Source organism: [Phormidium] sp. LEGE 05292 (assembly GCF_015207735.1).
Taxonomy (GTDB): domain Bacteria; phylum Cyanobacteriota; class Cyanobacteriia; order Cyanobacteriales; family Aerosakkonemataceae; genus Floridanema.
This window is the reverse complement of record NZ_JADEWG010000152.1, coordinates 1-14,413: the sequence shown is the minus strand read 5'-3', so window position 1 is coordinate 14,413 and position 14,413 is coordinate 1. Positions and strand designations below refer to the sequence as shown.

Genomic DNA, 14,413 nt, shown 5'->3' with positions numbered 1-14,413 from the left:
GTCCCCAATCCCCAGTCCCACAAAAAGTATTTAAAGATACAAAGTTTTAGCGATCAAAATTACTAATAATTCAATTACTAAGCTTTATTGTAAAGATATTGTGAAGTAAACGAATTTTGCTCGAAATCATGAAATTGGTATAAGTATAGTGAAAACACTTAAAGTTAAAATTAAACAAGTTAGGTTCCGATCGCAAATCATTGAAAAATTATCAACAGAGTGCAAAAGGTTACATAATTTTGCGGAAAGAAAACTTTTTTTGGTCAAAAAGCTCATTCCGAATTCCTAAACCTAACCTGATCTGTTGAGCGTTTACCTGCGTTCTCAGCATTAGCCTGAGTTGCAACATAAAATTTCTCAACCTACTCCCTGTTAGTCTTCCGAGTAAAATTATGTATCTCACTCAATCCGACCATGAAGACTCTACCCCCCTAAGCGAGCTAATTAGTTTTAGTTCCCTAGCTGCTCAAAAAATTTCCCGAAGCCCTGCTTTACGAAAACTTCATCAGATAGATAGTCAGGTAAGTAAAACAACGGAAAAAGAATACTCCCAAGTTGTTCACGCCGCCCCCCTGTCTTCCCTGAGAGAAAGAGACTTACAAGCTTTAGCAGAAATGTTTGAGCCAGAGGATGCCTCAGAAGTAGAAGCAGAACTCGTTAGCTATCTCAATTTAATGTGTCCAGAACCTTGCTGGGAAGAAGACCCATTCGACTTTCTGCGTGATTACCTTTAATTGTTTTAATTAGCATAAATTATAGAAATGAAATACTACATAGGCTGATAGTTGATCTTCTGCAACACTTCCCATAAGCTAGGGATCAACGAAAAATAGGCGATCCCACTGATACAGTGTCGATCGCTCTATCATCTGTCTGGGATCAATCGCTGTGAATGCCTATGCTAGTGATTCATCTAAATTCAAAGACTAGATTAACTACTGAAGAAGCACACATTTCCTACTCTTCAGCATTATTACCATTTTTTATATGACCATCGATAGAGCGCGGTTTTTCAGATAAACTCCTATAATAACCAAATGAGTAACGCTTTGTATCACTTCGATATCGAGTTCAGGGTGTACCGCCGCTCTTAGATGAAAACGTTTTCGTGGACACAAAAGCTTAAGCAATGGCGGAGAATTGCCCTCAGCATGGCTCATTTAAAAACATTCAAACATACATACCGTTCCTCAAAACCTAACCCCGACCAAGAGATTGTCTCTTTGCCAAAAGTTCCCGAACGGCATGAATCTATTTATAAGCTGGTGCAGAAACATCTGCGGAATTTGATCGCAGAAACAAATCCCTGTCAAACTCAAGTTCTAAATTGTCGGCGCTCTAAAACTGGGAAACGCCCCAAAGTTGCCTTAGTCATGGCAGTGATTTCCCTAACCAGCACAATGGGTCATCGCTTCTACAACCAGCCAAAGCTGGACGTTGACACCGTAGCCCCCTCCACGATCCTGGCTCCACGAGACGCAACAGTTCCAGATCCAAAAACCACAGAAGCAAAACAAAAAGCAGCCCGTCGGGGATTAATACCAGTATTAATGGTCGATCCTGTAATTAATAATCAGATTTATCAAGATTTACAGCAAAAAATTCAGCAAATTAACCACGATCGCCGCATTGCTGGACAATTTCCCTTTACATCGGTTTTATCCACCGCCACCCAAATTTACTTGCGGAGTTGCTCAGAATCGGAATGGCAAGCAATTTTAGCTGCATTAAACAATGCCAGTGAGAAAACAGAAAATATTAATGAATCTCCGACTTCTGCTTCTCCCTCACCAGTCAACTCTCCACAACTACAACAGGTTATTAACGAACTCAAAGTCTATCGCCGGATTAATCCAGAGGGATTAGCAACATTAATAAATACAATTTCTCAAGTCCGTCAGCGTTATGCTCAAGCCTTAGCCAATTTGTCCAGTAAATTGATTGAACAAGATGACGATTCGGAAAATTTATCCTTTTTAGAGTTGACAGAAGAAGATTGGCGCAAAACTCAAGAGGGAATTCCCCAAGCACTAGAACGCATTCTCACTCAAGGTATAGCTCCTGGTTTACCCTTGGAGTTGAAACAGCAAGTTGTGAAAATTCAGTTAAAGCATTTAGTGCCGGAAACCGCCCAACCTGTAGTTACTCAGCTAATAGTTGGTGTCCTAAAACCGAATTTAATCGAAGATGCAGCACAAACAAAGCTGCAAGCTGAACAAGCCGTACAGCAAGTTAAACCAGAAATAGTCGAGATAAAGAAAGGGGAAATCATTGTCAAGGCAGGTCAACAAATCACCCAAAGGGAATTTGTCTTGCTCGATCACTTTAAATTAAGCCGTCGGGAAGTCAATTGGTGGGCTTTAATTGGTTGTGGTGTATTAGTTATTGGTGGTGTCGGAGTTTTTTGGTGGGTAGAAAAGCGGTTTCATCCTGGTTTGCGCCAACGTGACCACGTTTTAATCCTACTATTGGCTTTAAGTACTCCTTTATTGGTCAGTTTTGGAGTGAATTACAGTAGTCTGCCAGCAGTGGGTTTGTTGGTGGGAAGTTTTTATGGTTCCGCTTTGGGTGTAACTACGATTGGTTTACTGACTCTGGGTTTGCCTATTGGGTTGGAAAATATTCTTTGGGATCACTTGTTGGCTAATGCAGCTGGGGCGATGGTGGGGAGTTTGATGGCGGGGAGATTGCGATCGCGCGAAGAACTCGCTTTACTAGGAATTACGATCGGTTTAACCGAAGGAATTGTTTATCTCACTCTTAATCTACTTCTGAGCGCCTCTGTTGGTTCAATATGGTTAACCATACTCCAAGAAGCAGCTATCTACAGTCTCACAGGTGTAGCTTGGAGTGTCGTAGCATTAGGAATTAGCCCCTATTTAGAACAGTTATTTGATTTAGTTACCCCCGTTCGTTTAGCAGAATTAGCGAACCCAAATCGTCCACTTTTAAAACGGTTGGCAGAAGAAGCACCTGGAACTTTTCAACATACTTTATTTGTTGCCACTTTAGCAGAAGCAGCAGCTAAAGCATTAGATTGCAATGTAGAATTAGTCCGCACCGGAACCCTTTATCACGATATTGGTAAATTGCATGACCCCCAAGGATTTATTGAAAATCAAATGGGAGGCCCAAATAAACACGACCAAATTAATGATCCTTATTTTAGTGCCGCAATTATTAAAAAGCACGTTACTGAAGGGATAGTTATGGCACGTCGCTATCGCTTACCAAAAGTAATTCAAGCATTCATTCCTGAACATCAAGGAACTATGCAAATTGCTTATTTCTATCATCAGGCAAAGCAAGAAGCAAAAGGGCCTATAGATGAATCTTTTTTCCGCTATGCAGGGCCGATTCCCCAATCGCGGGAAACTGGAGTTGTTATGTTAGCAGATTCTTGCGAAGCAGCTTTAAGAAGTTTGAAAGATGCCACTTACGAAGAAGCTTTAGCAATGGTTAACAAAATTCTGAAGGCACGTTGGCAAGATAATCAATTAGTAGATTCCGGTTTAACACGCGCAGAAATGTCCCAAATTGCCGAAATTTTTGTCCAAGTTTGGCAACAGTTTCATCATAAGCGAATTGCTTATCCAAAAGCAGTATTAAATAATGGATAGGGAACTGGGGATTAGGGACTGGGGACTGGGAGAATTTTGAGTTTGTAGGGGCGGGTTTAGTAGATAAGTCTGTAATCCCATCAGAAAAATTAACCAACAAAACTCGCCCTTAGAGAGTTTGAACTTTTGAGTTAATCAACGTCTTTTCATCTCCTCATTTAATGTATTTTAGAAAACAAAGTTATTTCATAAATTATTAATCCTTGGAGTGCAGAGAAAACAGGCATTAAGGATTAGCAACGACAAGGCTAAAGCCAACAGCGATGGCTGCACAGCGGCAGCACAAGCAGGTTGCATCATCTCAGTGTCACTGGGAACTAAGGAAATCCCATCAACATCTAACTAAGGGAGGAGTAAATAGGAGTCAGCAATGAGCAATGTTATTTCGATCGCAGATTTAAGTGATACCTCCAGCGACGTTGGCAACAGCATCGTCACCGACAGTAGCGGCAACCTCTACATCACAGGTCAGATTACTGGTAGCGTCACCTTCGGAAGTACGATCCTAACTTCCAATGCAAGCCAAGACATCTTTACAGCCAAACTAGACAGCAGCGGCAAGGTTATTTGGGCAACAAATCTGGGAAGTAGTGCTAAGGTGTACAGCATCACCGCTGACAATAGCGGCAACGTCTACACCACAGGCGCTTTCTCTATACCCCTGACTTTCCTGGGAGACAAAGACATTTTCGTAGCTAAACAGGATAGCAGTGGCAAGGTTATTTGGGCAAAAGCTTTCGGTTCTGACAACGATGACCAAGGCAGCAGCATCACCACCGACAGTAGCGGCAACCTCTACGTCACAGGCTATTTCTCAGGTGCCATCAACTTCGGAAATACAACCCTGACTTCCAATGGCAGCCAAGACATTTTTGTAGCCAAACTGGACAGCAGTGGTAACGTCACTTGGGCGAAAAGTCTGGGGGGTACTCAAGCCGACATTGGTAGGAATATTATCACCGACAGTAACGGCAACTCATACATCATAGGTGAATTCACAGACAAAGCCACCTTTGGGAATATTTCCCTGACTGCACAAGGAAGCAGCCCTGACATCTTCGTAGCCAGACTGGACAGTAATGGTCAGGTTGTTTGGGCACAAGATTTCGGTAATACCACCAACGCCACCGACATAGGCAGAAGCATCGCCACCGATAGTAACGGCAACCTCTACATCACAGGCCAATTCTCTGGTAGCATCGCCTTCGGTAGTAACATCCTGACTGCCCAAGGAAACAGTGACATCTTCATAGCCAAGCTGGACAGCAGTGGTAACATTTCTTGGGCAAAAAATTTGGGGGTGAGTAACTCTGCCACAAGTAATGGCATCACGATCGATAATAACGGCAACATCTACACCACAGGTCAGTTCGCTGGCAGCGTCACCTTTGGGAGTACCATCCTGACTGCCCAAGGAAACAGTAACTTCTTCGTAGCCAAACTAGACAGCAATGGCAAAGTCACTTCGGTAAACTCTGTGGGAGGTAATAATACCGGGAATAGTAGTAACCTAGAAATCGGCTACGGCATCGCCACTGACAGTAATGGCAACCTCTACACCGCAGGTATTTCCAGTAGCAATACCAATTTTGTCACCACATTGGAAGTATTACGCACTGTTACCATTACCTCTGATATTACTAGCAGAGAAAGAGGTAGCAGCTATGGCACATTTGTCATCACTTTAGATAACCCCGCCCCAGCAGGCGGTCTGACAATCAACTATAGCATTGCGGGAACTGCCACCTTTACTACCGACTACAGCCTAGTTACAAGCTCAAATATTACCAACCTAACTGCGAACAGTTTTACTATTGCTGCTGGACAAAAAACCGCGATCTTAAAAGTCTCCTCTGTAGCAGGTGCAGTATTTGAATCAGGTGAAACTGTCCAACTCACATTAACCAGTGGTGGTGGCTACAACATTGGTGCTGTTAATAACGCTAGTCTTCCCATTGTCGATCGCTTTGATTGCTTATGCGATTATATTACTCCTCCAGATCTGAATAATTTGTCTGCTCAGTTATCAAATTTAAATCCAGTTAACAATTCCATAAATAGTGATGGCAAAAATAGTTTTATTGTTGGAACTGAACTAAACGATCGAATTTCCCTTTCTGGTGGCAATTACTTTGTACTAGGCAAAGATGGTAGTGACAACATCTTTGGCGGCACAGGAAATGATAGCCTTTATGGTGGTTTCGGTAACGATTGGATTGTTGGCGGTGAAGGCGACGATTTTCTTAACGGTAACGAAGATAAAGATTATGTTAACGGGAACCAAGGCAATGATACGGTTCGCGGCGGTCAAAATAATGATTTAGTGCGCGGCGGTAAAGGTAATGACGTAATATATGGCGATCAAGGCAATGATATTTTAGCTGGCGATCGAGGCGACGATACTATATTTGGTGGTGGTATTGGTGAAACATTGGGAGGTAGTAATAACGATACTATTTTTGGCGGTGACGGTAATGATTTGCTTTACGGTAACGCTGGCAATGACTGGATTTTTGGTGAGAATGGTAATGATACTTTCTACGGTGGTCAAGGAAAAGATTTTCTGTTCGGAGGAACAGGAGACGATCAATTATTTGGTCAATTAGATAACGATTTTCTCTGCGGTGGAGATGGTAATGATTCTCTCTACGGTGGAGATGGTAATGATGAAATTTGTGGTGGAGATGGTAATGATTCAATCTTTGGCAATCAAGGTGCAGATTGGCTCTTTGGTGAAAGCGGAAATGATACTCTTTATGGTGGTCAAGGAGATGATAGTTTAATTGGTGGTGATGGTAATGATTTGCTCTTTGGTGATAAGGGAAGTAATTATCTAATGGGTGGCAATGGTAGTGACCAATTTGTGTTATCTGCTCAAGGTAGTAATGTGATTAGTGATTTCCAAGTAGGGGTAGATTTGTTAGCTTTATCTGGTGGTTTGACTTTCCAACAATTGTCAATTGTGCAAAGTGGAAATAATACCGTAATTACGCAGCTTGGTAGTAACCAATTGTTAGCAACTTTGAATGGGGTTACTGCTAATTTGATTACTCAAGGGAATTTTGTTTCTCTGCCTTGATTTGGGATAATTATTGACATTTTTGGCTATTTCGTATACCTTAGTAACCAAAATTCGATTTTGGTAAAAAATTATGAGCATCGACGACAAAATCAAAGCGGCTGCTAAAAATATGGAAGGTAAGGTGCAAGCTGCTGCGGGCGAATTGACTGGTGATAACCAAATGAAAGCGGAAGGACAAGTCAAGCAAGCACAAGCAGCAGCAATGAATACAGCAGCCGATCTGAAAGGCAAAGCCCAAAATTTGCTTGATGGGATCAAGAATGCTGCTAATGATGCGATCGATAAAGTAAAAGAAAAACTGGATTAGGTGGGTTGAATTTGCACATTAAAATTGATTTGTTTGGGCTAATTATTTCCTACCAAAATTAGCCCATTATTATTTTTTGGCAAAGCTTGCAGATTTCTTTGTACCTCATACCAAATCTGGGTTAGTTACCCCTCTATATTCTCCCTCTTTCCTCTGCGTTCTCTGCGTCCTGGAGCGGTTCATTAATAAAGGGCGTTTTTCACCCGGATTTAGTATCATGCCAATTCACGAAATTAATGATACATATCTGGTAAGGGCGGGTTTTGTTGAAGATTTGACGATGCCTAGCTCAAGATATCGGCTAAACCCGCCCCTACAAATTATTTGTATCAACCTTAACGTAAAATGGTATCACGCTCTTTTTCTGGAAATCTAACCTTTAACACCACTGCCTAAATCGCTGGGAACAATGTATCTTTGCAAGATAATAAATAATAGTAAAATTGGTGCGATCGAAATTACTGAACCAGCCGCAATTAACCGCCAATCTAAGGAAAATGTCCCGGCTAATCTGGCTACACCTAAAGGCAAAGTGTAATATTCTGGTTTGTCAATTACTATTAAAGGCCACAGGAAATCACTCCAAGAACCAATGAAGGTAAAAATTGCTAAAGTTACTAATGCTGGACGAATTGCTGGTAACATGACAAACCACCAAATTCCTAATTCGGAACAACCGTCCATTCTGGCGGCTTCTTCTAGTTCTTTGGGTACTCCTTGAAAGGCTTGGCGCAATAGAAATATCCCAAACGCTGAGGCTAAACTGGGAAAAATAATTCCTAAGTACGTATTATTTAATCTTAATTGAGAAATCAAAATAAACAGGGGAATCATCACGATTTGAAAGGGAATCATGATGGTGGAAACTATGACAGCAAAAATTATGTTTCTGCCTTTAAATTGCAATCTGGCGAGGGGATAAGCGGCTAAAGCACAAAATAATAAGTTTAAAATAACTGTTAATCCAGCTACTAAGGTACTATTAAATAAGTATTGGGCAAAAGGATTGGTTTCCCAAACGCGGATGAAGTTATCGAAGGTTGGTTGTGCTGGGAAAAATTGTGGGGGGAATTGAAAAATGTTTTCTGATGGTGATTTTAAGGAGGTGCTGATTAACCATAATAAAGGAAAAAGCATGATGAGAGCGATCGCACCCAGCACCCCATAAATTAAAATATATTTGAACCCAGACCCTTGAGTAATTTTAGATTTAAAAATTTGCTGTTTATCCAACATTATTTAGCTTCTCTCCCTGATGTTTATTAATAATTTTTAGCCCTGTTTCCGTACAAACTCCTGTTAAACCTCGATCCCATTCATCGATCGGTATCTCTACCAAATAAGTAAAGTCAAAAACAATGCCAATAGTTATTTTATTTGACCATTCAGGCAGAGTTAATAAACGATCGTAATATCCAGCACCATAGCCTAATCGATATCCTCGCACATCACAAGCCACAGAAGGAACCAAAATTAAATCAACTTGACTGGGATTTAAAATGGGAGCATTAGCAACAGGTTCTAAAATACCAAACTTATTGGTTTCTAACTGATCTCCCGCTTGCCAAAGGTGCCAAGAAAGTGTGTTACCAACGCAGCGAGGAAATCCCCAACTGTGGGAATAGTTAGTAAACAAGGGTTTTAAGTCTGGTTCTTGGCGGAAACTAAAATAAGCTAAAACGGTTTTTGCTTCCTTAAAAATGGGGGAGGATTGTAAGTGAGTGCAAATGCGATCGCTTTTTTCCTGCCATTCTGTTTTGGGGAGAATTTGGCGGAATTTCAGAAGCGATCGACGTAAACTAACTTTGTCCATTAAAAAACCTTAAAGTTTAAGATTTCCAGACATCAAGATTAACATAGGAAGGTTGATGATTCCGATACTTGACCAGAAAACTAGGTTTCCGCAGATTTCGGTATCCATTACTGAATGAATCATCAATTTTTTAAAGTTCCTTGTTCAAATGTTTAAATTTGACCTGCAAAAAACCTAGTAGGATGAAGCCAAGTCGCTAATAGTACTGATATTTAAGGAAGACCAATGACTAACTCTTTAATCCCCGTAATTCTAGCAGGTGGCAAAGGCGAACGCTTTTGGCCCCTCAGTCGCAAACAACGTCCAAAACAGTTTTTAAGTTTAGATGGTAGTGGCAAAAGCCTTTTGCAAGCAACCGCAGAGAGATTATTATCAGTTGCAGGTGGTTGGGATAAATTGTGGGTTTGTACTTCTAAAATTTTAGCCCAAGGAGTGAAAGAACAACTCCCCGAATTGCCAGAAGAAAATTTATTAGTAGAACCAGAAGGAAGAGATACTGCACCCGCAGTTGCTTGGACAACTTTAGAAATTGCTAATCGTTATGGTAATGATACAGTTGTTGGTTTTTTTCCGGCAGATCATTGGATTGCAGATGAAGCAGCTTATAAACAAATTTTAGAAGATGCTGCTAAATTAGCAACCCAAAAAGAGGCGATCGTCACTTTAGGAATTAAACCAAATCAGCCTTCTACTGGTTACGGTTATATTGAACAAGGAGAGGCGGAAGGTACTTTTGGTAATTCATTAGTTTATCGGGTAAATCGGTTTACAGAAAAACCCGATCGCGAAACAGCTGAGGAGTTTTTAAATACAGGTAGATTTAGCTGGAACAGCGGAATGTTCGTGTTTCGGGCGGGAGTTGTAATTAATGAATTGGCGATTCACGCTTCAGAAATTCTTACTCCTTTAAAAGAACAAGGTGTAGCAGCTTATTCACAATTACCGAAAAAAAGTATTGACTATGCTTTGATGGAAAAAACTAATTTGGCTTATGTAATTCCGGCGGCTTTTGGTTGGGATGATTTGGGCGATTGGAATGCGATCGAACGTTTGTTAAAAGGTGATAAAGCAAATGTAGAATTAGCAACTCACGTCGGCATGGATACCCAAGGAAGTATTCTTTATGCTGAAGGTGAAGACGAAGTAATTGTTACTATTGGGTTAGATGATGTGGTGGTAGTGCGCGATCGTAATGTCACTTTAATTGTCAAAAAAGAACGTACTCAGGAAATTAAGCAAGTCTTGAAAAAAATCCAAGAAGATTCGAGATTTACTCATCTTTTGTAAAATTTAAAACTTGCAAAAGATTAGGAATTAGGCACTCTCTGCCTGAAATCTAGACCCCCCCTAGCCCCCCTTATTAAGGGGGGAACCTTCTAATAACTCAAGTTGCTAGTTACAAGTCTAGCTCTTTCTCATACTAAATCCGGGTTAAAAACCCCCTTTATAATAAACCGCAGAGACACAGAGAACGCAGAGGAAAGAGGGAGAATATATCGGGGGTAACTAACCCGGATTTGGTATTAGCCCCCCTTGTTAAGGGGGGTTGGGGGGATCTAAACCTAGTAATCATAGCCTTAGATTCCCCCTCCGTGTCCCTTAATAAACGGGGAACCAGCCCAAGTTTCGCTGTGCGTAATTCCTACAAGTATTCCTCAAGTAATTTGACAATTTCGCGGTCTTCAAATTGATTAACTAATTCCAAAATGCGATCGATAAAAGCAGCATATTTATTATCTAACTGACTAATGCGTTGAGCTTCCGCTTCAATAGCTGCAATATCACCTATTTTTGCCACTTGATATAACTTTTTCAATTCTTCTGCTGGCGGTACTATCCAATTTTGTTCGTTGACAACAATAGATGTATCTACTATTGGAGATGGCTGATTTTCATTTTCATAAATCCACTGCAAATTGAGATACTTTTGTAAGTAAGAGAGCAGTTTTTCTAGATCGATCGGTTTACTCAGAAATTCATTACAACCGATTGCCATACTTTTATTTTGGTATTCATTTAACACACTAGCACTAGAAGCAATAACTACGGTATTTTGAAATTCTGGGGATTGTCGCAAGCGGCGAGTAAATTCAAACCCATCTAAAACTGGCATCACCAAATCAGTAATAATTAAATCCGGTTTAAAGGTAGTAGCAACAGTAAAACCTTCTTCGCCATTAACAGCTTCTGCACATTCAAAATTCAAAGAATTTAGCAATTCTAATAACACAATTCGATTTACTTCTTTGTCATCTAAAACTAAAATTTTGCGCCGCTTACCAGCATAACCAATTATTTTTCCTTGTTCGTTGCTAGCAGCAGAATTTATCCATTCTGTCGCTACAGGAAAGTTGACATCAAACCAAAATCTACTACCAGCATTAGGGGTACTTTCAATTTGAATACTACTACCCATTAAATTCACGATTTTTTGACTAATAGCTAATCCTAAACCAGTCCCTTCGGTGCGGCGAAAATTTGAGCCAGCTTGTTCAAAAGGTAGAAAAATATGTTCTAATTGTTCTGGTAAAATACCTACTCCTGTGTCTTCCACAGAAAAGCGAATTAATGCTGTATTAGCGGTTAGATTAGGATTGCGATCGAGCAAATTAACCAGAAAATTAATATGACCTCGATCGGTAAATTTAATCGCATTTCCTAAAAGATTAATTAAAACTTGCCGCAGGCGTTTATCATCAGCACAAATTCCTATTGGTAAGTTTGGATCGGCATAATAATTAAACCCAATATCTTTTTGTTCAGCACGAATTCGAGACATTTCTACTGCGGCTGACAAAAAAGAAGGTAAGTGAAAATCTTTCGGATAAAGCTCCATGCGACGAGCTTCAATTTTCGATAAATCTAGAATATCATTAATGAGATTGAGTAAGTGATTACCGCATTGATAGATCACATTAATACTTTGACGATGTAAGTTCAAATCGGAAGCTCGCGCTAAAATTTGAGCATATCCTAAAATACCGTTAAGAGGTGTCCTCAATTCGTGGCTCATATTAGCTAAAAATTCACTTTTAGCACGATTGGCAATTTCCGCTGCTTCTTTAGATTCTCTTAATTGGGCAGTTCGGTTTTCGACAGTAATTTCTAAGTCTTCTTTGGCTTTTAGTAACTTTATTTCTGCTTCTTTCCTTTCCATAATTACGGCGGATAAAATTAAGGTAGTAACGGTAATTACGCCGATAAAAGTTTGCAGTAATAATAGTGTTTCATTCAAGCTACTTTGATTGAATGAAGTATTTCCTCGTACTGCTCCAATAATGGCGATCGCAGATACTAAAAAAATCGCCATAGCTACCCCTTTCTGTCCAAATCGAAATGCCGCCCATACTAATAAAGGAACTAGCATATATTCCACTGGATAACTGTAGCCAAAGGCAATTTGACCAATTACTAACATTAGTAACAGCCAAATACCAACTTCAATAATTGTCTGATAATTTCTTTTAAATAGAGCAGGAAAAATTTTTACTTTCTCTGTTTGAGGCAAAAATGTTGAGCTATTTGGCTGATTCCAAATCAGAATTAAAGGTGCAAATACCAAAACGCCCATTAAATCTCCCAGCCAAAAAGTTAGCCAAGTATGACTATATTCTGCCAAACTGATAAACTTACATAAGTACATGGTAGTTACACCAAATATTGGACTAACCATGCAGCTAAAAAATTCAATACTGGAAAACTTAAAGACATTTTCAGCAGCATCAAAAATTCGCATTGAGTTAATGACTTTTTTGATTAAAATAGCACCAATTAATGCTTGTAATACTGAGCCGATCGCTATTCCGAATCCTGCTGCGATCGACATTTCAACTAAACGAGTATTCGTAATAAAAGCTAAGGTTGCTGCTATAAATGCACCACACCAAATACCGATCCAAATATCATATCCAAAAATCAGAAAACATACTAAAGCAATCCCAGAAGGAGGATAAACTGGTGTGACAAATCCTGGGGGAATTGCTAAGGATTGACCGAGTTTAGCAGTTATGTAATAAACGACAGTTATTCCCAGTGCTAATAGCAGCCTATTAGCCGATTTAGGAAATAATTGACGCGACAAATTAAGCATCATTGAAATCTCCTAGATAGCGAACTAATCTTTATTTGATAGGTAATTTAACTGTAAATTCTGTTCCTTGGCTTGGGGTGGAAATAAAGTCGATCGTTCCACCGTGTTTTTCTTCAACTATATGACGAGAAATTGTCATTCCTAAACCTGTTCCTTTGGTAATGATTTTAGTAGTAAAAAACTGCTCAAATATTCTTAATTTATTTTCCTGCTTTATCCCAATACCATTATCTTTAATTGAAATAATTACTCGCTCATTTTCGCGATCGAACTTTGTGCAAATAGTAATTTGGTTAGGATTAGCTTTAATTTCTGCAAAACTACGTCCGGTATTAGATTCTTCCACTGCATCGATCGCATTTGCCAGTAAATTCATAAATACCTGATTTAAAGACCCTGGATAACAATTAATTTCTGGTAAAATATCATATTTCTTAATCACTTCTATTGCTGGACGAATTTCGTTGGCTTTCAAGCGATGCTTAAACAGCAATAAAGTACTTTCCAGCCCTTCATGAGGATTGAATAGGAACTTATTTTGTGTATCACTGCGAGAAAAAGCTCGCATAGACTGATTAATTTCTGCAATACGTTTGGTTCCCTCTTTCATCGAAACAATTAAATTGAGCAAATCTTCCATTAAGTAATCTAGCTCAACTTCTGCTATTTTTTCTGTAATTTCTGGTACAGGATTTGGGTAGTTTTTTTGATATAAATTGATTAGATTAATTAACTCTATGACGTAATCATGAGCATATTTGATATTGCCATCAATAAAACTAATTGGATTGTTAATTTCGTGGGTTATACCCGCCATTAATTGGCCTAAAAAAGACATTTTTTCGTTGAATATTAGTTGCGTTTGCGCTTTTTGTAGGGCAGATGTCCGTTCTTCTACTTTTTGTTCTAATAATTCATTCATTTCATGTAAGTGAGCATTCTTTTCCGCCAACTCTTTTGTCAGATGATATAGCTTCAAATGAAGATTAACTCGTGCCAATAACTCGTCCGGTTGAAATGGTTTAGTAACATAATCTACTGCTCCCAATGATAAGCCTTTTACTTTATTTTCATTTTCAGATAAAGCTGTCATAAAAATTATCGGTAAATCTTGATATTTAGGATTACTTTTAACGATCTGACAAGTAGTAAATCCATCTATTCCCGGCATCATCACATCAAGCAAAACTAAATCTGGATTAGCAACTTCCAACTTTTCGATCGCACTTTGACCATCTTTAGCAACCAAAATCCTAAATCCATGTTCTTTCAATAAATCGTAGAGAAGTTTAATATTGGTAGGGTTATCATCAACAATTAGCAGTGTACTATTTTCTGGTAATTTCATATTTTTCCTCAATAATGATAATTTAAATAAAACCCCTTGTTTCTTTGGTTGAAAGACCTATATTTAGAGTTAATTTATTTCTCCTATCAATTTATTAAATGAATTCAAGTTGCTAATTACAAGTCTGGCTCTTTCTTAGCCCCCCTTTTGAGC

The 14,413-nt window shown here is 39.2% G+C and carries 9 protein-coding genes; 5 read left to right on the top strand and 4 right to left on the bottom strand.

Annotated elements, in window-relative coordinates; genetic code table 11:
- Positions 1-392 precede the first annotated feature (392 nt).
- From IQ264_RS26880 to IQ264_RS26865, 4 genes are all read left to right on the top strand, one after another.
- Positions 393-734 (top strand): hypothetical protein, encoded by a 342-nt coding sequence (locus IQ264_RS26880; RefSeq protein ID WP_228061845.1) that lies wholly within the window; start codon positions 393-395, stop codon positions 732-734.
- Positions 735-1,094: 360 nt separating this feature from the next.
- Positions 1,095-3,620 (top strand): HD family phosphohydrolase, encoded by a 2,526-nt coding sequence (locus IQ264_RS26875; protein WP_193984694.1) that lies wholly within the window; start codon positions 1,095-1,097, stop codon positions 3,618-3,620.
- 370 nt (positions 3,621-3,990) lie between these two features.
- Positions 3,991-6,699, top strand: coding sequence for an SBBP repeat-containing protein (locus tag IQ264_RS26870; protein WP_193984692.1), 2,709 nt, complete (start codon positions 3,991-3,993; stop codon positions 6,697-6,699).
- Between the two features lie 73 nt (positions 6,700-6,772).
- Positions 6,773-7,009 carry a CsbD family protein gene (locus IQ264_RS26865; protein WP_193984689.1) on the top strand — a complete coding sequence of 79 codons (237 nt, stop codon included), beginning with the start codon at positions 6,773-6,775 and terminating at the stop codon, positions 7,007-7,009.
- 372 nt (positions 7,010-7,381) lie between these two features.
- Here the strand turns inward: IQ264_RS26865 and IQ264_RS26860 are convergent, their stop codons facing one another.
- The gene (locus IQ264_RS26860; protein WP_193984687.1) at positions 7,382-8,245 is read right to left on the bottom strand and encodes a carbohydrate ABC transporter permease; all 864 of its coding nucleotides are present in this window, start codon (positions 8,243-8,245) and stop codon (positions 7,382-7,384) included.
- Positions 8,235-8,822: a 5-formyltetrahydrofolate cyclo-ligase gene (locus IQ264_RS26855; protein ID WP_193984685.1), complete on the bottom strand. Its 588-nt coding sequence runs from the start codon at positions 8,820-8,822 to the stop codon at positions 8,235-8,237. Before IQ264_RS26855 ends, IQ264_RS26860 begins: the two co-directional genes overlap by 11 nt.
- Before the next feature lie 225 nt (positions 8,823-9,047).
- Here IQ264_RS26855 and IQ264_RS26850 point away from each other — a divergent pair, with 225 nt between their 5' ends.
- Entirely contained in the window at positions 9,048-10,109 is a 1,062-nt protein-coding gene (locus IQ264_RS26850; RefSeq protein WP_193984683.1) for a mannose-1-phosphate guanylyltransferase, read from the top strand.
- Positions 10,110-10,464: 355 nt separating this feature from the next.
- Here the strand turns inward: IQ264_RS26850 and IQ264_RS26845 are convergent, their stop codons facing one another.
- Positions 10,465-12,915: an MASE1 domain-containing protein gene (locus tag IQ264_RS26845; RefSeq protein WP_193984680.1), complete on the bottom strand. Its 2,451-nt coding sequence runs from the start codon at positions 12,913-12,915 to the stop codon at positions 10,465-10,467.
- 28 nt (positions 12,916-12,943) lie between these two features.
- Positions 12,944-14,260, bottom strand: coding sequence for a hybrid sensor histidine kinase/response regulator (locus IQ264_RS26840; protein WP_193984678.1), 1,317 nt, complete (start codon positions 14,258-14,260; stop codon positions 12,944-12,946).
- Positions 14,261-14,413 lie beyond the last annotated feature (153 nt).

Coding starts and splice junctions, on each gene's coding strand:
- IQ264_RS26860 (WP_193984687.1), bottom strand. CDS start 8,245: ATGTTGGATAAACAGCAAATTTTTAAATCTAAAATTACTCAAGGGTCT.
- IQ264_RS26840 (WP_193984678.1), bottom strand. CDS start 14,260: ATGAAATTACCAGAAAATAGTACACTGCTAATTGTTGATGATAACCCT.
- IQ264_RS26855 (WP_193984685.1), bottom strand. CDS start 8,822: ATGGACAAAGTTAGTTTACGTCGATCGCTTCTGAAATTCCGCCAAATT.
- IQ264_RS26850 (WP_193984683.1), top strand. CDS start 9,048: ATGACTAACTCTTTAATCCCCGTAATTCTAGCAGGTGGCAAAGGCGAA.
- IQ264_RS26865 (WP_193984689.1), top strand. CDS start 6,773: ATGAGCATCGACGACAAAATCAAAGCGGCTGCTAAAAATATGGAAGGT.
- IQ264_RS26875 (WP_193984694.1), top strand. CDS start 1,095: ATGAAAACGTTTTCGTGGACACAAAAGCTTAAGCAATGGCGGAGAATT.
- IQ264_RS26880 (WP_228061845.1), top strand. CDS start 393: ATGTATCTCACTCAATCCGACCATGAAGACTCTACCCCCCTAAGCGAG.
- IQ264_RS26845 (WP_193984680.1), bottom strand. CDS start 12,915: ATGATGCTTAATTTGTCGCGTCAATTATTTCCTAAATCGGCTAATAGG.
- IQ264_RS26870 (WP_193984692.1), top strand. CDS start 3,991: ATGAGCAATGTTATTTCGATCGCAGATTTAAGTGATACCTCCAGCGAC.